The sequence below is a fragment of the Micromonospora sp. CNZ322 genome (assembly GCF_007827755.1).
Window position 1 is genome coordinate 81318 of record NZ_VITD01000005.1, and the last position, 17226, is coordinate 98543.

Below are 17226 nucleotides of genomic sequence, written 5' to 3' on the forward strand. Positions count from 1 at the left end.
CACCCTCATCGCCAGGAGGACCGTCGGCGTGTCACACCGCACCGCACCGCCGTCCGGGGCGGCGCAGCTGCGCGCCGACTGCGGACGCTGCTTCGGGCTGTGCTGCGTGGTGCCCGCCTTCGCCGCGTCGGCGGACTTCGCCATCGACAAGCCGGCCGGCTCGCCCTGCCCCAACCTGCGCCCCGACCACCGCTGCGGCATCCACACCGAGCTGCGGCAGCGTGGTTTCCCCGGCTGCACGGTGTTCGACTGCTTCGGGGCCGGGCAGCAGGTCGCCCAGGTGACCTTCGGCGGGCGGGACTGGCGGGACGCGCCAGAGACGTTACCGGCGATGGCGGAGGCCTTCGCGGTGCTGCGACCGCTGCACGAACTGCTCTGGTACCTCACCGAGGCGGTGGCGCTGGGCCCGCCGGCCGACCTGCGCGCCGAGCTGGAACGCGCCCGCGCCGAGACGCTGACGGTCACCGAGGGTGACCCGACGCAACTTCGCGCGGTGGACGTCGCCGACCACCGGAACCGGATCAACCCGCTGCTGTCCCGGGCCAGCGACGTGGCCCGCGCCCCCGGCGGCGCCGACCGGCGGGGCGCGCACCTGCTCGGGGTGGACCTGCGTCGCGTCGACCTCCGCCGGGCAAACCTGCGCGGGGCGCTGCTCATCGGCGCCGACCTGCGCGGAGCGGACCTCGGCCTGGCCGACGTCACCGGCGCGGACCTGCGCGGCGCCGACCTGCGGGGCGCGGACCTGCGGCGCACGCTCTTCCTGCACCAGACCCAGCTGGACGCCGCCCGGGGTGACACCCACACGGGGCTGCCGCAGACGCTCACCCGGCCGGCGCACTGGACGGCGCTGCCGCTCACCCCGGTCCGTCAGCCGGCCCGCTCCCCCGCCCGTCGGGGCCATCGCCGCTAGGAACGGCCGGACCCGGTCCGCCGCACGCTCCCGTCAACTCCTGGAAGCCGGCATGGACCGGGCACTGTGGGCAGCGGGCGCGGTCGCAGAGCCGGCAGAGGTGGGCCACGCTGCCGGCGTCGGCCACCTCGTCGTGCAGCAGAGTGCGGGCGATGTCGGCGAGCTGGGCGCGCTGCTCGACGGTCAGCGGGGCGAGCAGCGCGGTCAGCTCCTCCTGCCGGGCGCGCAGGGTCCGGGCGGCGACCGCCGTGCCCTCGGTGGTGAGGTGCAGGGCGCGGCTGCGCGCGTCGGTGCCGGGACGCCGCTCCACCCAGCCCTGTTCCCCGAGCCGCCGGACCAGGTGCGCGACGCCGGGCTGGGTCAGCCCCAGCACCTGGCCCAACCACTCGGCGGTCACCCCCGGCTGGTCCTTGAGGACGACGAGCGCCTCGGCGAGGGCGCCACCGGCCCCGACGGACGCGCTGACCGACGCCCTCATCCGCGAGCCGACGAGCAGGGCGAGTGCGCCGAGCAGGTTGGCCGAGCCGTCCTCGGGTAGATTCATAAGTTGTGAATGTACCCCGTCGGGCGATGCTGCTCATCGTGTTGATGACGGTGGCGCAGCTACCTGTCGCACTACGGCAACTGCTCGTCGTGCTGCTCGGTCACCAGAACACCGGCAGCTTCGCCACCGCCGGCGTGGCCAGCGCCGGCTGCGGGATCGGGTTGGCGGTCACCGCGCCGCTGGTCGGCCGGCTCCTGGGCCGGCTCGGTGCCCGGCCGGTGCTGCTCGCCACCGGCCTCGCCCATCTGCTCGCCCTGCTCGGCCTGGCCGTCACCACCGAACCGGTGGCGTTCGTGGCGCTGGCCACCGTGGCCGGGCTCAGCACGCCACCGGCGGTCGGCAGCGGACGCGCCCAACTGGCCCGGCTCGTCGCCCCCGCCGCGCTGGCCCGCGCGTACGCGGTCAACGCCGTCGGGCAGGAGGTGCTCTACGTGGGCGGCCCCCTCGCGGTGACACTGAGCCTGCTGATCAGTGGACCCACTGCCGCACTGCTCGCCTTCGCGGTGATCGGCAGCGCCGGGCTGCTCGGCATGGTCGCCGTGCTGCCACCGCGCGAGGCCGACCGGCAGCCTCGCGGGAAGGGATCCGCACTGCCCGGCCAGGCCACCCGCCGCACCGTCGTCGGCACCCACATCGGCTACATGATGGGCATCGGCGCGATGTGGGTGCTGGTGCCCGCGTTCGCCACCACTGTCGGGCACCCGGACCAGGCCGGGCTGCTGGTGACCATCTGGTCGGTGGGCAGCCTGGCCGGTGGCGTGCTGCTGGCGAGCCGGGGGCGGCCCGGCAGCCCGGCGACGGCGTACCTGACGATGCTCGGCACCTTGGCCGCCACCTCGGTGGCGCTGCTGCTGCCACGCAACGTGCCGCAGATGGCCGTCGCGCTGGCGGTCTTCGGTCTCGCGCTGGCACCCTTCCTCGCCGTCACCGACGAGATCCTCGCCCGGTCCACCCCGGCGGTCCGGCTCCCCGAGACGTACGGGTGGTTGCAGACGGCCGGGCAGCTCGGCATCGCTGCCGGCTCCGCGACCAGTGGCGTGGTCAACGACCACCTCGGTAACACCTGGGCGTTCCTGGTGGTGGTCGGCGCGCTCGGGTTGGCGCTGGTCGTCGCGCTCAGCCGCCGCCGGACGCTGCGGCTGCCGTCCGCCGCGCCGCAGGCCGAGACGGTCGGGTCGGCGGTCCCCGCCGGTGGGTCAGGTTTCGGCCGGGACGACGCCGGGTAGCCAGCGCCGACGCGAACCGGCATCGACGGGGGGCACGGCGTGGGCTACCGAAATCGCCAGGGTGAGCAGCCGGGCGACCCGCAGCACAGCGAGGACGAGGTTGGCCAGACGCCACTGGTGCAGGTCGAGACGGACACCGAGGTCCCCGCACCGGCGGACACCGACGTCCGGCCGGACATCGTGACCGAGCCCGACAACTCGGGCGTCGCCGGTGGCTCGTCGGGCAGCAGCGGCGGCGGGTCGAGCATGCCGGGGCACCCCGACGCGACCCGCTGATCCGGGCTCAGCGGCTGGTCAGCGCACCCCGCGCCTCGGTCATGCCCTTGTTGGCGAGCCCGTCGGCCCGCTCGTTCTCCGGGTGGCCGTTGTGCCCCTTGACCCACAGCCAGGTGACCTCGTGCCGCTCGCAGGCCGCCTCCAGCCGCTGCCACAGGTCGGCGTTCTTCACCGGCTGCTTCGCGGCGGTCCGCCAACCGTTGCGCTTCCACGACGCCAGCCAACTGGTGATGCCGTTGCGCACGTACGTGCTGTCGGTGTGCAGCTCCACTGTGACCGGCCGGTTCAGGCTCTCCAACGCCTGGATGGCCGCCATCAGCTCCATCCGGTTGTTCGTGGTGGGCGTTGCCTCACCGCCGCACAGCTCCCGCTCGTGATCGCCGTAGCGCAGCAGCGCACCCCAACCACCCGGACCGGGGTTGCCACTGCACGCCCCGTCGGTCCAGATCTGCACGCCCCTGCCGGCCGCCGCGTCCACCATGCCCGGCAACCTACCGGGCGCGGACGTCGTCCTCCCCGCTCGGGGGGCCGGCGCGCCGAGCCGTCGGCGCTGAACCCACCACCGCGGGTGGGATGGCCGGCGCGGGCCGGGTGGGGCGCAGCCGGTCGCGGACCCGGTGGACAGCGTCACCGGCGGTCGCGGAAATCATCGGCCACAGCCGGGTCGAATTCATGATCGCGACCTCCTCGGCCGGAGTGGTGCCGCCGTCGAGGAAGCGCAGCACCCGCTCGGCCGGGTTGCGGTCGAAGAGCCGGTCGAAGAACTCGGGACCGCCCACCCCGCCCCGGTCCAGCGCGCGCAGCGCCACCGCGTCCATCCAACGGTGCCGGCGCGGGTACGCCGGCGCGGGCACCGGCGCGCGGCCCGCGGCGAGGGCGCCGGCCACCTGGTCCGCCTGGCGGTACATGGCGGAGAAGGTGAAGCCGGTGGAGGGGCGGGTCGCGCCACCGGCCGTACCGAGCCGGACCACGCGGGGAGTGGGCCGGGCCGGGAACGGCGCGTCGGTCATCGGGATCACCCCGTTCTCCACCTCGCGCACCCGCAACCCGGTGGGATCCAGCCCGAGTAGATCCCGGTAGCCGGCCAGCGCCGCGTCGTACCCGGCGTCGGTGAGCAGGTCCGGCGAGAACTCGGTGTACTCGACCAGGGCGTAGCGGTCGCTGACCGGCAGCACGTACCCGAAGGAGACGCCCCGGGGCGGCTGCGGGGTACGGAAGTCCATCAGCACCGCACGCGTCGGGTCGAACACCGGCCGGTCCGCCTCCAGCCACCACCCCCGGAAGTGCTGCAACCAGGTCGTTCGCCCCGCTCGCGCCGGCGGTCGGGGGCGGGAGTCGAGCACCCAGCCGGCCCGTACGCCGCGCCCGTCGCCGGTACCCACCAGCACCCGGTCGCCGTCGTCGCGCACCGTCTCGGCGGGCGCGACGATCCGGGTGGCGTCGAGGCGACGCTCGGCGTCGGCAGCCCGGTCGTAGACCGGGCCGGAGCGGAGCATGGCGTACCGCAGCGGGGTGAGGTCCAGGACGCGGCGTCGCGCCGCCGTCGCCACCTCGACCTGCTGCCAGCTCGCGCTGAGCAGCGGGTCCAGGTCGCTGTCCGGGTGACCCCAGAATGCCCAGGTGCGGTCCTGACCGCGTCGGCGCACCGGGTCGACGATGGCGATCCGCAGATCCCGGACACCGTGGCGGTCCAGTGCGGCGAGCAGCAACGACGCGGCGCCGCCACCACCGAGCAGCGCGAGGTCGACGTCGAGCGGCGCGGAGTCGGTCACCCGCACCACGCTGCCACACCGTCGCGCGTCACCACCGGATGGGCCGGAACGGCGCTCAGGCCACCGGGGCGGGCGACTCGACCGGGGGCGGCTCGGCGAACGCGCGCGCCACCGCGGCGCGGTTGAAGACCCGCCAGGTGGCGGCGGAGACGCCGATCGCCACCACCAACCCGACCCAGTACGGCGCGGTGATGCCGAATCGGGCGGCGAGCAGCCCGCCCAGCAGTGCGCCGACGCAGTTGCCGCCCGCCGCCACGAAGAGGTTCGTGCTGGCCACCCGGCCCTGCAGGTTCGGTGGGGTGAGTCGTTGGCGCAGTGAGTTCGACACGATGTTCCACAGCCCGCCGTGCACGCCGAAGGCGAACAGCGCGAAGCCGACCACGATGGTGCTGCGGGACGCGGCCAACGCCAGGTGCAGCCCCGCCTCGACGAGCAGACCGATCCGGATCGTCCAGGTGGCGCTGATCCGGGCGATGATCCGGTCGCCGAGGAGGGCGCCGAGCACCCCACCGGTGGCCATGCAGGTGAAGAGGAGGCCGTAGCCGACGGACCCGAGTCCCAGCCGCTCGCCGGCGAGCAGCACCAGCACCGCGAGCGCGGCGGTGAGGGTCACGTTGAGCAGACCGATCAGCACGGCCATCGTGCGCAGCAACCGCTGGTTGGCCAGCCAGCGCAGTCCTTCGACGATCTCGCCGCCCATCGATCGGGTACGGCGTGCCTGCGTGTCTCCGATGGCGGCCCGGAAGTCCCCGCCGATCAGCGCCACCAGTACGGCGCTGAGGGCGTACGTGACGGCGTTGACCAGGAACGGGCTGCCCGCCGAGAGCGCGAACAGGAAGCCGCCGAGCGGGCCGGCGAGCATGCTGTGCATGAGGGTGGCGCCGCCGCTGAGCCAGCCGTTGGCACGCTCCAGGCGGTGCCTCGGCACCACAACCGGAACCATGGCCTGGCTCGCCGCGCGGAACACGATCTCACCGGTGTTGACCAGGAACAGCACCGCGAACAGCAGCACCACCCCGCCCCGGCCGCTGAGGATCGCCGTGGCCAGAACGGCGAGCGCGACCACCCGGACCAGGTCGATGACGATCATCAGGCGGCGCCGGTCCATCCGGTCCACCAGCACCCCGCCGGGAAGGGCGAAGAGCAGCCACGGCAGCCACGCCACGGCGGACGCCCCGGCGACCACGAGCGGGTCATCGGTACGCGACGCGACGAAGAGCGGCGCGGCGACGGTGGCCAGGCCGCTGCCCAGGGCCGAGAGCGTGCTCGCCGCCCAGAGTTTGGCGAACACCGTTCCCAGGCCATCTCCCACGTTCCGTGTCACGGCGAGCGAACCTACCAGCGTCTCCCCCGGCCGCCCGGGGATTTATGCCGCCGTCAGAAGACCGCTGGCGGCCAGTTGACAGGCAACCCATTGATTGCCTAAGTTGACAAGCAACCGAATGGTTGCCTGTTGCGGGGAGGGTCGATGGACGACGCGTTTCGGGCACTGGCCGACCCCAGCCGGCGTCGACTGCTGGACCGGCTCAACGAACGCAACGGCCAGACCCTGCGGGAGCTGTGCGACGGGCTGGCCGGCACCCGACAGTCCGTCAGCAAGCACCTGTCGGTGCTGGAGGCGGCCGATCTCGTCACGACCGTGCGGCGCGGCCGGGAGAAGCTGCACTACCTCAACGCCGCCCCGATCAACGCCATCGCCGACCGGTGGCTCAGCCGCTACGACCGCGAGCGCGCCGCCACCCTGGCCGACCTGACCACCGCATTGGAGCGACAACCCATGGAGAGCCCGACCTTCGTCTACACCACCTACGTCACCACCACCGCGCAGCGACTGTGGTCCGCGCTCACCGAACCGGCGTTTACCCGTCGCTACTGGGGTGGAGTCGCGCTGGTTTCGGACTGGCAGGTCGGGTCACCCGTGCTGTGGCAGGACGCACCGGACGCCGAGCCGCGCGACCTCGGCCAGCGGGTGCTCGTCGCCGAGCCGTACCGTCGTCTCTCCTACAGCTGGCACGGCTTCCAGGCCGAACACGCCTTGCACTTCGGCTGGTCCGCCGAGGAGCTGGCCGCCCGGCTCGGTGAGCACCGGTCGAAGGTGACCTTCGAGATCGAGCCGCACAGCGGGTCGACCGTCCGGCTGACCGTCATCCACGACGACTTCTCCCCCGACAGTGAGATGCACCGGGCGATCAGCGGCCAACTCGACGGCAGCGGCGGCTGGCCGGAGCTGCTGGCCAGCCTCAAGAGCCTGCTGGAGACCGGCGAGCCGATGCCCGACCCGACCCAGGTCCAGGCCCGCTGACCCGAGCGCGGATCGCGCCGGCCAGGTGGTGCATATCCGCCGTCGTCGGCAATACCTCGCCATCGGCCCAGCGGCGACAGCCCGGCCGGAGCAGACATCGATCGGAGCACCGGTGCCGGTCGGGCCGTCCGGGCCTTTCCGCAGCTCTCCCCGCCTTCGGGTGGACACGTGACGGCAACGAGGATTTCTCATTTTCACCTGATCGAGGACCCAACCCACCTAGTGTTGGGCACACCGGTGCTAGTCACGGAGTTGGCCACCCGAACGACGTCCCACGCAGTCAGCGGACGAAAAGTGAGGGAAGACGCGTATGAAGGTCTCAACAGCACTCTGCTCGGCGGCGCTCGGCGTGGGCCTCGGCACGCTCCTGCTGCCAGGCGCCGCACTGGCCGACACCACTGTGTCACCGGCCACCACTCCGGTCGGTGGGACCGTCGTGCTCACCGCGACGACCTGCAACCCGAAGTCGGGTGACGCCCTCTTCCGGGTCACCGGCCCCAACCGCGACCAGAACGTCCGATCCACCACGGCCGCCGCCGGCGGCGGGCTGAGCGCCGAGCTCTTCACCGCCGGGTTCACCCTGGGCACGTACACGGTGGCGGCGACCTGCGGCGACGGCAGCTCGGCCGGCACCGCCACCTTCGCCGTCACCCCGATCGGCGGCGCGCCGGCCGGCTCCGGCGGCGACAACCGTGACACCGGCGCTCTCGCCGCCGGCGGCACGCTGCTCGGCACCGCCCTCGCCGGCGCGGTGATCCTGATCCGCCGGCGCCGTCCGGTGTCCACTGTCGCCTGATCGGCGACCGTTCCATCCCTGAGACGGGTGCCCGCGCCGGTGACACCGGTGCGGGCACCCCGACGATCCGGTACGGAGGTGCACACGTGCGGTGGCGGCGGACCCTACCGGCAGTGGTCGCCCTGCTCGGCGTGACCGGGCTCGGGCTGATCACCGTCGGCCTCACCGCCGACCCGGCGCGGCCACCACGACCGTCGGCCGATGCGCCGGCCCGCACCCACCCCGCACCGGACCTGGCGCCGCTGCCACCCGCCGCGCCGGTCCGGGTGCAGATCCCCGCCATCGACGTACGCGCCGACATCGTCCCCGTCGGCGCCGACGCCGCCGGGGTGCTGGAGGTGCCACCGCTGGACCGGCCCACCCTCGCCGGCTGGTACCGGCACGGGGTCAGCCCGGGTGAGACCGGCAACGCCGTCCTGGTGGGACACGTCGACGCACCGTCCGGCCCGGCGGTCTTCTTCGACCTCGGTCGGCTCCGCGCCGGGCAGCAGGTACAGGTCACCCGCGCCGACGCACGGGTCGCCACGTTCACAGTGGACGCCGTCCGGGCGTACCCCAAGGAGCACTTCCCGACCACCCTGGTCTACGGCCCGGCGGACGCCGCCGGGCTGCGCCTCATCACCTGCGGCGGCCGATTCGACGCCGCCACCAGCAACTACGTCGACAACGTCGTCGTCTTCGCCACCCGCACCGCCTGAGCCGCGCCGTCCGCGCCGCCCGCCTGAAACCGGACCGCTCGCCTGAGTCGCGCCGCAGGCCCCAGCCGCCCGCACCGCCCGAGCCGCCTCCCCACTGTCGGGAGCCGGACCCCGCTCGGCAGAATGCGGTGGCACCATCCCCTGATCGGGACGGTGCGCCGGCGACGGGGAGGCACGCGGTGGATCAGCGACCGGTACGGGACCGGACCGGTCGAGGCGTACGCGCCCTGGCCCGGCGACTGCTCGGACGGGTCGAGGGCGACTCCCCCACCCCCCGCCGGTCCAACCCGGACGCCGTGGTCGACTGCGCCGTCTACGTCAACGGCCGGCGAGAACCCGGTCAACCGCACTACGCCGACGCGTACGCCCGGGCGCGACACCGCCGCGACGCCTTCGTGTGGCTGGGACTGCACGATCCCGGCCCGGCGGTGCTCGCCGCGGTCGGCCAGACCTTCGGCCTCGACGAGCTGACCGTCGAACAGGCGCTCGCCGACGGGCACCGGCCCACCGTCCAGCGCCACGGGCCGGTCACGCTGCTGGTTCTGCGCACCGCCGGGTACGTGGAGCACGACGAGCTGACCGACACCTCCGAGGTGATCGACACCGGGGACGTCATGGTGCTGCTCGGTGACCGCTTCGCCATCACGGTGCGACACGGCGCCGCCGGGGCGCTGCGCAGCGTCCGCGCCGACATCGAGCGCCGCCCCACGCTGCTGGCCGCCGGACCGTGGGCGGTGGCGTACGCGGTCTGCGCCCGCATGGTCGACTCCTACCTGGAGGTGGCCGGGCACGTGGAACGGGACCTGGAGCGCGTCGAGGAGGCGGTGTTCGCCCGCGACCGCACGACCGACATCCAGCACATCTACCAGCTCAAACGCGAGGTGGTGGAGTTCAAGCGGGCGGTCCTGCCGTTGCAGGCGCCGATGCGTACGCTGCTCGAACCCGACGGCCCGCCCCGCGCCCTGCACCGCTGGTTCGTCGACGTCGACGGCCGGCTGAGCCGGGCGGTGGATCGGGTGGCCGCGTACGACGACCTGCTCACCTCGATCGTCCAGTCGCGACTGGCGCAGCTCGCCGTCGAACAGAACAACGACATGCGCAAGATCGCCGCCTGGGCTGCCATCGCGGCCACCCAGACCGGCATCGCCGGCATCTACGGCATGAACTTCAATCACATGCCCGAGCTGGCCTGGCGCTACGGCTACGCCGGGGCCCTCACTCTCATGGCGGCGGCGGCCCTGTTCCTGTACCGGCTGTTCCGCCGCTCCGGCTGGCTGTGAACCCCCGCCGACGGGCTGTTCAGCGGCGCGCGGAGAGAAAGGCGCGGATGTGGTCGCGGGGTTTGTCGGTCAGCTCGGGACCGTGGGTGAAGGCCGCCAGGTCGTAATCCAACTCGCCGAGGACGTGCGCGGTCTCCCGGGTCATCTGGAAGTCGCTGCACAGCCACTTCATCGGCCACCGGACGCCGAGCACGTTGAACAACGCGTCCCCGGTGATCAGCAGGCGGGTCGGCTCGTGCAGCAGCGACACATGCCCGGGCGAGTGCCCGGGGGTGTGCACCACCCGCAGGCCACCACCGACGTCGAGCAGGTCCCCGTCGGCCAGCGGCTGCGCCACCTCGACCGCCGGAAACCGGCCGCTGTTGAGCCGGGCGAAGAGCCGCCCGCCGGTCACGGTCGGATCGCTGACCGGCGCGCGACCCGCCTCCGCGTACGGCAGGTCGGCGGCGTGCGCCGCGACCGGCGCGCCGGTGCGGCGGGCCAGCTCCGCCGCTCCGCCGGCATGATCGGGGTGCGCGTGGGTGAGCACGATCCGGGTGACGTCCGCCGGCGCCTTGCCGATCGCCGCGAGCCCGCGCACGATCCTTGCCGGCGCCTTTGCCAGCCCGCAGTCGACAAGCGTGACACTGCCGTCGTCGTCGACGAAGGCGTACGAGTTGACGGCCGAGCGGCCCACCGTCGGGATACGCCAGACGTTCGGGGCCAGTGGCACCGCAGGGGCTCGCGTCATGTCGCGAGTCTAGGAGCGATCGTCAACTGTCGTTCTCGACCGACCGGCGGCCCGCCTGGGTTGACGGGAGGGCTAACCTCGCGCGGGTGATGTGGCAGCGGTACGTGGCGATCGGCGACAGCACCACCGAAGGGCTCGACGACCCGGACGGCGCCGGCGGCTACCGGGGCTGGGCCGACCGGTTCGCCCTGGCGGTGGCCCGTGCCCAGGGCGGTCTGGAATACGCGAACCTGGCCATCCGTGGCCGGACCACCGCGCTGATCCGCGCCGAGCAGCTCCAGCCCGCCCTCGACCTGGCCCCCGACCTGGCCACCGTGGTCGCCGGCATGAACGACGTGCTGCGCCCCTCCTTCGACGCGGACCAGGTCGCCGGGGATGTGGCGGCGATGCAGCAGGCACTGGTCGAGCAGGGTGCCACCGTGCTGACGTTCACGATGCCGGATCCGGCACCCGTCATGCCGCTGGCCCGGCCGCTCCGTGGTCGCATGCTGGCGCTCAACGAGGCGCTGCGGGCCGCCACCGCACGGACCGGCGCCACCCTCCTCGACCTGGGCGCCCACCCGGTCTCCTCCGATCCCCGGCTGTGGAGCGACGACCGGCTGCACGCCAACAGCGCCGGGCACGAGCGCATCGCCGCCGCACTGGCGTACACGGCGGGTCTGCCCGGGTTCGACGACTCCTGGACGCGGCCGTTGCCGCCGGCACCCCGGCGCCGCCGCGGCGAGGTGTTCGGCGCCGAGCTGGCCTGGACCCGCCGGCACCTGCTGCCCTGGATCGCCCGGCACCTACGCGGCCGCTCGTCGGGCGACGACCGGGTGGCCAAGCGGCCGGTGCCGCTGCCGGTGCGGCTCGACTAGGTCGGGTGCGGCAGGATTAGCGACGTGGGTAAGGGTGCGGGACGTCGGCGGGCGAACGCGACGACGGGACGGGTGTGCCCGTGCGGCTCCGGCCGGGCGTACGCGGACTGCTGCGCACCGGCGCACGGCGGCGACGCCCCGGCGACGGCCGAGGCGTTGATGCGCTCCCGGTTCAGCGCCTTCGCCCTCGGCGACTCCGGTTACCTGCTGCGCAGCTGGCACTCCTCGACCCGGCCCGCCTCCCTGGAGCTCGACCCGGGGCAACGGTGGACCCGACTGGAGATCGTGGAGACCGAGCGGGGCGGCCTGCTCGACACCGCCGGCACGGTGACCTTCCACGCCCACTACCGGGACGCGGGCCGGCCCGGCACGTTGACCGAACACAGCCGGTTCGTCCGCGAGGACGGCCGGTGGGTCTACCTCGACGGTGACCAACCCTGACGGCTGCCTGGGCGTAGGATGACGTCGGCGTAGTCCTGCGCCGCACCTCCCTCCCGGCGCTCACGCCGCCGGCAACGCGGAGGCAAAGGGGGCCTTGAGCCCTCGGGACGTGGTGCCACATGCCCCACTCCGGCGGGGTCGGCGGGAGCGTGAGTCCCGGTGACCGTGCCGTTGACCGGGAGCATGTGATGACCACCCAGAGATCGTTCAAGGCCCGGGTTCGAGCCCGGATGGAGAAGACCGGCGAGAGCTACACCACCGCCCGCCGGCACCTGATCAATCGGGCCGCCGAGCCGGCGTCCACCGCCGCGTCCCCGCCAGCGCCTACCGAACCGACCGCCGCGGCTGCCGCGGCCCAGACCGAGCGGATCGCCGACGATCTGATCCGCGCCCGGACCGGCCACGGCTGGGACGAGTGGTTCGCAGTGCTCGACGCCGTGTCCGCCACCGAGTGGACGCACACCCGGATCGCCCGTCACCTGGCCACCGAACACGAGGTGCCGGGCTGGTGGGCGCAGACCATCACCGTCGGGTACGAGCAGGCACGCGGCCTGCGCGCGCCGGGTCAACGACGCGGCGGTGGCTTCGAGGCCAGCGCGAGCCGGACGGTGGCCGTGCCGGCGCTGCGGTTGTTCCAGGCGTTCGCCGACGAGACGGCACGCGCCCGCTGGCTGCCCGACGTCGAGGTGCGCGTCCGCACCGCCACCGCGCCGCGCATCTTCCGGGCCGACTGGGCCGGTGGCCCCACCCGGATCGTCGTCGGCATCGACGCTGTCGGCGAGTCAAAGGCGCGGGTCAACGTCCTGCACGAGAAGCTGACCGGAGCCGAGCAGGCCGCGGAGTTGAAGGCGTACTGGCGGGACCGGCTCGCCGCGCTGAAGGTGTTGTTCGAAACGGACGGAGACCACCGATGACCATGACATTCATCAACCTGCCGGTGCGCGACCTGACCACCGCGACCGAGTTCTACCGGGCGATCGGCTTCACCAGCGACCAGGCCGAGCCGGACGGCGACAGCATGGTGCTCACCATCTCCGACACCACCCGGCTGGTGCTGCACCTCCGCTCGGGCTTCGAGGCGTACACCGGGGTCGCCACGACGGACACGGCGACCAGCCGGGAGGTCATCGTCGGGCTGTCGGCGTCGAGCCGAGGGCAGGTCGACGAACTGGTCGACCAGGCGGCGGTCGCCGGCGGGGAGTCGCTCGGGCCGGGAATGGCCAACGGGCCGATGTACATGCGCGGCTTCCGCGACCTCGACGGCCACCAGTGGTCGTTCCTGCACATGGCCCGCTGACAGTGCGGCCCGGCGGCGGCCCGAGGAGGCCGCCGCCGGGCCCCGGTCAGTCCGGGCCGGCCGGCACAGGCGCGACCACGCCGGCGGGCACCGCCGTCCGGCGCCGGCGGGTCAGCAGCACCAGCGCCACCACGAGGTACGCCCCGGCGGTCAGCGCGAACGCCACCGCGTTGCCGGCCGCCGTGGCGAGCAGACCGTAGCCGGCGTACGTCACGATGATCAGCATGTCGGTGGCCATCCCGGCCAGGGAGGTGACGGTGGCGCGGCTGGTGCCGGTGATCCGGGCCTGGAGCCGCGCGTCGGCCAGCACGATGGCCAACTGCGCGGCGCCGAAGGCCACCGCGAGCAGCACGAACCCCGCCGGATGCCGAAGCAGGGCACCCGCGGCCAGCGCGACGCCGACCAGCGCCAGCAGCGCGGCGTAGCCTCGGCTGCCCAGCCGCTCCCCTGCCGGGGCGAGCAGCCCGCCGACGGCCACTCCGGCCCAGAGCAGCAGGAGCAGCAGGGGTACGGCCTGCGCCCCGACGCCGGTGTCCAGGGCGAGCAGCGGGGTGTACTCGTCCAGGGCACCCCAGTCGGCGGCGACCACGGCCACCAGCAGCACGGCCGCCCGTACCGGCGGACGGGTGCGGACCTGTGACACTCCGGCCCGCAGCGTGTCCCACCACCCCAGGTCACCATCGTCGTCCGGGCTCGCGGGCGGGGCAGCCTCCGGCTCGTCCTGCCGCGTCGGCGCGGCGCCCACCGGCCGGGCGGTCAGCGCCGGCTCCGCGACCGGAACGCGTACGGCGGCGGGCGCGCGGTGTTCCGGGAAGCGGGTGGCGACGATCGTGGCGAGCAGGCAGGCGAGCACGCTGGCCGCGCCGACCACCGGGTACCCGCCGACGGCGAGCACCGGGCCGGCGAGCACTCCGGAGACCACCACGCCCAGCACGCCCGCCGTCCGCGCCCGCCCGAGCACCCGGGCGTACCGGCCGACAGCGCCGAGCCGGTCCAACTCGGTCCAGACCAACGCCTCCAGCGCACCGGAGACCAGTGCGCCACCGGCGCCCCAGAGCAGGAAGCCGACTGCGAAGGCCGGGTACGACGGCAGCAGCACCCAGAGCGCGAAACCGGCTGCGGCCACCAGCGGGGCGAGGCACAGCAGCAGCCGGCGGGACAGCACGTCGGCCCAGGCGCCGGAGGGCACCTCGAACAGGATGCCGGCGGCGGACCAGATGACGAAGAGCGACGCGATCTGCCCCACCGACAGCCCGGTGTCGGCGAAGAACACCACGTACAGCGGGTAGAGCAGGACGAGGTCACTGAGGAACGCGTACCCGTAGAGGGTCGCCGTCAGCCGACGGACCGCCGGCTCGGGCACACGCGAAGCGATGGGGGTCATGGGGCCTTCCCGTGGGAGTGGAGACGGACACCGGACGTGCGGTGCCCGTGGTGGCCCACGGGATCGGCTGACGCTGCTGGATCAATGTCGCCAGGTCATGCCCGCGATGCTAGACAACCCGCGCGGCCGCGGCCAGCGCTTTCGGCGTGCCGGAGCGCGAACCCTGGCGGGTGAGCGAGGCGGGGCGGACAACGAGAGGCGGGGCGGGATCAGATCGATTCCGCCCCGCCGCCGTACCGCTGGTGTCAGCGCCGGTCGACCGGCGGAATGACAGTGGTGGTCTCACTGTCGTCGCTGGTGCGCTGCCCGGGCACCGCGCGATCGGTGCCGCCCGTGACCACCTGGGTGGCGTCCGGGTCGGCGCCGGTGCCCACCACCTGCGTGACGTCCGAATCGGCCGAGCCGCTGACCACCTGGGTCGTGTCCTCGGTCGCGGAGGGCCGGGCCGGCGTCGGCGTAACGTCGTCGACGGCGCTGCGATTGACCACCTGGGTGGCGTCGGAACTGACCGGGAAGTGAACGACCTGGGTGGCCTCCGGGTCCGTGGGCCGGGTCACCACCTGGGTGGCGTCGGCGTCGGCCGGCCGGGGCACCACCTGGGTGGCCTCCGCGCCGCTGGTGGTGGCCGACCGGCGGGCCAGCTCGGCCTCGGCGTCGCGACGACCGGCCCGGTACGCCTGGGCGTGCTCGGCGATCAGCTGCGACTCCTGCTCGGCGCGGGTCAGCCACGACTCCCAACGGCTCTGCATCGGACGGATCAGACCGCCGCCGACACCGACGACGAGGATGCCGCCGATCGTGGCCAGCACGGCGATCAGCACGGGAGTGGTGACCGCGGTGGCCACACCGATCTGGTTCAGCGCCGCGATGACACCGAGGCCGAGGATGAACACCGAGGCGATGGTGGCCAGCACCCGGCCGTACGACAGGCCGCCGAGCGCGCCACTGATGATGTCCTTGACCGCGTTGGCGATGGCGGCGGCGACCACGACTATGACGATCGCGACGAAGGCGCGGGGCAGCCACGAGATCACCGCGCCGAGCAGATCGGAGATCGGGTTCGGGCCCCAGATGCCGAAGGCGAGCTGAAGGGTGAACAGCAGCACCGCGTAGTAGACGAGCTTCGCGACGATGTCACTGGCGTCGTACCGGGAGCGGCTCAACGCACGGCGGATGCCGCCGCGTTCGACGGCGCGGTCGAAGCCGACCCGTTCGAGGACCTTCTCCACGATCTTCAGTACGGCCTTGGCGATCAGCCATCCGGCCACCAGGATCGCCAGGAAGGCGACGGCCTTGGGCAGGAAGAGCATCACCGAGCGAAGAGCGTCGCCCACCGCGTCGCTGACGTTGTCACTCATCTGGTCATTCCTTAAATGGGGCAGCCGGAACGGTCAGCCCCGGACCTACCCCCGACCCGACGCGCGGAAACACAAGTGATCACCTGGTCTGCCGGACCTCTAGCGCGCGGACGAGTCTTGGCAATATTCTCCGGAGTACGTGCGGCCACTGGAGCTACTTTTCATCCCCCCGCCGTCGGCCGCAGGAGGAGATGCAATGCACGTCGACCATTCCGAAGTGGATCGCCGGACGCTGCTGCGGGCCGGTCTCGGCGCCGCAACGGTCGCCGTCGTCGGGAGCGAACTAGCCTTCCCGGGCGTGGCGCACGCCGCGCCGGGCACCGACCTGGACTGGATCATCAGCTGTGACGAGTGGGCCGCCCGCCCGCCGAAGGACCCGCTGTCGGTGAGCGCCATCGCCACCAACAAGATCATCGTGCACCACATGGCGTTCCCGAACGTCACCGACTACTCCCGCGAGCAGGCGGTCAAGCTGGCCCACGACTGCCAGGACCTGCACATGGACGGCAACGGCTGGTCGGACACCGGCCAGCACTTCACGGTGAGCCGTGGCGGGTACGTGCTGGAGGGCCGCCGGGGCAGCCTGGAGCGCCTCGAAGCCGGCGACCGGCAGATGATCTCGGCGCACTGTCCGGGTGAGAACGGCCGGGCCATCGGCATCGAGAACGAGGGCACCTACGTCACCGAGACGCCACCCGAGGCGTTGACCGACTCGCTGGTCAAGCTCTGCGTCGCGATCTGCCGACAGTACGGGCTGCATGCGCACGACATCTTCGGCCACTGGGACTTCCGCACCACCCAGTGCCCGGGCGCGGCCTTCTATCGGCAGTTCCCCGAGCTGCGGCGGCGGGTGCACGCCGCCCTGGGCACCAGGCTCGGTGACGTGCCGGCGCGTCGCTGGCCGGACCTGTGGCGTTTCGTCAACTCCCCTTCGGTCCGGGTGGTGCAGCACCTGCTCGCCCACCGGGGCTACCCGGTGACCGTCAGCGGCACGTTCGACGCCGCGACCGTCGCGGCAGTGCAGGACTGGCAGGCCCGCAACGGCATCGCGGTGGACGTGGACGCCACACTCACCACGCCGACCTGGGAGACGCTGGCGCCGGAGCTGGACCAGCACGCCGCCGGAGCGCCGGTCACGGCCGTGCAGGAGATCCTCGCCACCAAGGGGTACGCGGTCACCGTCACCGGGGCGTACGACCACGCCACCCGGAGGGCGGTGCAGGACCTTCAGGCGCTGCACGGTCTGCCCCGCAACGGCAAGCTCAGCACGAGCACGTGGTGCACCGTCGTTGGCGGATCGGTCCGCGAGTCGTTCCGGCACCGCTGAGCGCGTGGTGGCGGTGCGCAGCCCACGC

At 73.2% G+C, this 17226-nt stretch carries 19 protein-coding genes; 12 read left to right on the plus strand and 7 right to left on the minus strand.

Translation table 11 applies throughout. The features are described from left to right. The first annotated feature begins 28 nt into the window (after window positions 1–28). Window positions 29–910 carry a pentapeptide repeat-containing protein gene (locus FB453_RS14300; protein WP_145790524.1) on the plus strand — a complete coding sequence of 294 codons (882 nt, stop codon included), beginning with the start codon at window positions 29–31 and terminating at the stop codon, window positions 908–910. Here FB453_RS14300 and FB453_RS14305 read toward each other — a convergent pair. Next, window positions 855–1454 carry a MarR family winged helix-turn-helix transcriptional regulator gene (locus FB453_RS14305; protein WP_145790526.1) on the minus strand — a complete coding sequence of 200 codons (600 nt, stop codon included), beginning with the start codon at window positions 1452–1454 and terminating at the stop codon, window positions 855–857. The two genes, FB453_RS14300 and FB453_RS14305, sit on opposite strands and share 56 nt — an antisense overlap. Before the next feature lie 5 nt (window positions 1455–1459). Here FB453_RS14305 and FB453_RS14310 point away from each other — a divergent pair, with 5 nt between their 5' ends. Together FB453_RS14310 and FB453_RS14315 are read left to right on the plus strand one after the other, a co-directional pair. Then, window positions 1460–2680, plus strand: coding sequence for an MFS transporter (locus FB453_RS14310; RefSeq protein WP_145790528.1), 1221 nt, complete (start codon window positions 1460–1462; stop codon window positions 2678–2680). 39 nt (window positions 2681–2719) lie between these two features. Then, the gene (locus FB453_RS14315) at window positions 2720–2956 is read left to right on the plus strand and encodes a preprotein translocase YidC (RefSeq protein WP_091406602.1); all 237 of its coding nucleotides are present in this window, start codon (window positions 2720–2722) and stop codon (window positions 2954–2956) included. Between the two features lie 7 nt (window positions 2957–2963). Here the strand turns inward: FB453_RS14315 and rnhA are convergent, their stop codons facing one another. From rnhA to FB453_RS14330, 3 genes are read right to left on the minus strand one after another with little or no spacing between them, the layout of a single operon-like run. After that, a complete protein-coding gene (gene rnhA, locus FB453_RS14320; RefSeq protein WP_091406604.1) occupies window positions 2964–3437 on the minus strand; it encodes a ribonuclease HI in 474 nt (157 codons plus the stop codon). Window positions 3438–3447: 10 nt separating this feature from the next. Further along, window positions 3448–4728, minus strand: a complete 1281-nt coding sequence (locus FB453_RS14325) for a lycopene cyclase family protein (protein ID WP_145790530.1) — start codon at window positions 4726–4728, stop codon at window positions 3448–3450. A gap of 55 nt (window positions 4729–4783) precedes the next feature. After that, window positions 4784–6052 (minus strand): MFS transporter, encoded by a 1269-nt coding sequence (locus FB453_RS14330; RefSeq protein WP_486480265.1) that lies wholly within the window; start codon window positions 6050–6052, stop codon window positions 4784–4786. A gap of 144 nt (window positions 6053–6196) precedes the next feature. Here FB453_RS14330 and FB453_RS14335 point away from each other — a divergent pair, with 144 nt between their 5' ends. From FB453_RS14335 to FB453_RS14350, 4 genes are all read left to right on the plus strand, one after another. After that, a complete protein-coding gene (locus FB453_RS14335; RefSeq protein WP_145790533.1) occupies window positions 6197–7030 on the plus strand; it encodes a metalloregulator ArsR/SmtB family transcription factor in 834 nt (277 codons plus the stop codon). A gap of 310 nt (window positions 7031–7340) precedes the next feature. Further along, on the plus strand, window positions 7341–7826 hold the full coding sequence (locus FB453_RS14340; protein ID WP_091406610.1) for a hypothetical protein: 486 nt from the start codon (window positions 7341–7343) through the stop codon (window positions 7824–7826). An 86-nt stretch (window positions 7827–7912) separates the two neighbouring features. Further along, a complete protein-coding gene (locus FB453_RS14345; RefSeq protein WP_145790535.1) occupies window positions 7913–8524 on the plus strand; it encodes a class F sortase in 612 nt (203 codons plus the stop codon). 179 nt (window positions 8525–8703) lie between these two features. Then, on the plus strand, window positions 8704–9804 hold the full coding sequence (locus FB453_RS14350; protein ID WP_145790537.1) for a magnesium and cobalt transport protein CorA: 1101 nt from the start codon (window positions 8704–8706) through the stop codon (window positions 9802–9804). Window positions 9805–9823: 19 nt separating this feature from the next. On the opposite strand, the gene FB453_RS14355 is transcribed toward FB453_RS14350, so the two are convergent. After that, on the minus strand, window positions 9824–10534 hold the full coding sequence (locus tag FB453_RS14355; RefSeq protein ID WP_112587719.1) for an MBL fold metallo-hydrolase: 711 nt from the start codon (window positions 10532–10534) through the stop codon (window positions 9824–9826). A gap of 89 nt (window positions 10535–10623) precedes the next feature. On the opposite strand from FB453_RS14355, the gene FB453_RS14360 reads away from it, so the two are divergent. The 4 genes from FB453_RS14360 (at window position 10624) to FB453_RS14375 (ending at window position 13129) form a co-directional block, all read left to right on the plus strand. Next, window positions 10624–11391, plus strand: a complete 768-nt coding sequence (locus FB453_RS14360; protein WP_145791053.1) for an SGNH/GDSL hydrolase family protein — start codon at window positions 10624–10626, stop codon at window positions 11389–11391. A 24-nt stretch (window positions 11392–11415) separates the two neighbouring features. After that, window positions 11416–11832, plus strand: a complete 417-nt coding sequence (locus FB453_RS14365) for a YchJ family protein (protein ID WP_112676644.1) — start codon at window positions 11416–11418, stop codon at window positions 11830–11832. A gap of 188 nt (window positions 11833–12020) precedes the next feature. Next, window positions 12021–12746, plus strand: coding sequence for a hypothetical protein (locus FB453_RS14370; RefSeq protein WP_145790539.1), 726 nt, complete (start codon window positions 12021–12023; stop codon window positions 12744–12746). After that, window positions 12743–13129, plus strand: coding sequence for a VOC family protein (locus FB453_RS14375; protein ID WP_112602490.1), 387 nt, complete (start codon window positions 12743–12745; stop codon window positions 13127–13129). Before FB453_RS14370 ends, FB453_RS14375 begins: the two co-directional genes overlap by 4 nt. 46 nt (window positions 13130–13175) lie before the next feature. On the opposite strand, the gene FB453_RS14380 is transcribed toward FB453_RS14375, so the two are convergent. Beyond that, window positions 13176–14513 carry an MFS transporter gene (locus tag FB453_RS14380; RefSeq protein ID WP_145790541.1) on the minus strand — a complete coding sequence of 446 codons (1338 nt, stop codon included), beginning with the start codon at window positions 14511–14513 and terminating at the stop codon, window positions 13176–13178. 245 nt (window positions 14514–14758) lie between these two features. Then, window positions 14759–15871: a mechanosensitive ion channel family protein gene (locus FB453_RS14385; protein WP_145790544.1), complete on the minus strand. Its 1113-nt coding sequence runs from the start codon at window positions 15869–15871 to the stop codon at window positions 14759–14761. A gap of 196 nt (window positions 15872–16067) precedes the next feature. Here FB453_RS14385 and FB453_RS14390 point away from each other — a divergent pair, with 196 nt between their 5' ends. Beyond that, entirely contained in the window at window positions 16068–17198 is a 1131-nt protein-coding gene (locus tag FB453_RS14390) for a peptidoglycan recognition protein family protein (RefSeq protein WP_145790546.1), read from the plus strand. The last annotated feature ends 28 nt before the right edge of the window (window positions 17199–17226 follow it).

What these genes read in the sequence shown, in the direction of transcription:
- FB453_RS14340 (WP_091406610.1), top strand. Translation starts at nt 7,341, where the DNA reads ATGAAGGTCTCAACAGCACTCTGCTCGGCGGCGCTCGGCGTGGGCCTC.
- FB453_RS14390 (WP_145790546.1), top strand. Translation starts at nt 16,068, where the DNA reads ATGCACGTCGACCATTCCGAAGTGGATCGCCGGACGCTGCTGCGGGCC.
- FB453_RS14370 (WP_145790539.1), top strand. Translation starts at nt 12,021, where the DNA reads ATGACCACCCAGAGATCGTTCAAGGCCCGGGTTCGAGCCCGGATGGAG.
- FB453_RS14385 (WP_145790544.1), bottom strand. Translation starts at nt 15,871, where the DNA reads ATGAGTGACAACGTCAGCGACGCGGTGGGCGACGCTCTTCGCTCGGTG.
- FB453_RS14305 (WP_145790526.1), bottom strand. Translation starts at nt 1,454, where the DNA reads ATGAATCTACCCGAGGACGGCTCGGCCAACCTGCTCGGCGCACTCGCC.
- rnhA (WP_091406604.1), bottom strand. Translation starts at nt 3,437, where the DNA reads ATGGTGGACGCGGCGGCCGGCAGGGGCGTGCAGATCTGGACCGACGGG.
- FB453_RS14360 (WP_145791053.1), top strand. Translation starts at nt 10,624, where the DNA reads ATGTGGCAGCGGTACGTGGCGATCGGCGACAGCACCACCGAAGGGCTC.
- FB453_RS14335 (WP_145790533.1), top strand. Translation starts at nt 6,197, where the DNA reads ATGGACGACGCGTTTCGGGCACTGGCCGACCCCAGCCGGCGTCGACTG.
- FB453_RS14355 (WP_112587719.1), bottom strand. Translation starts at nt 10,534, where the DNA reads ATGACGCGAGCCCCTGCGGTGCCACTGGCCCCGAACGTCTGGCGTATC.
- FB453_RS14380 (WP_145790541.1), bottom strand. Translation starts at nt 14,513, where the DNA reads ATGACCCCCATCGCTTCGCGTGTGCCCGAGCCGGCGGTCCGTCGGCTG.
- FB453_RS14375 (WP_112602490.1), top strand. Translation starts at nt 12,743, where the DNA reads ATGACCATGACATTCATCAACCTGCCGGTGCGCGACCTGACCACCGCG.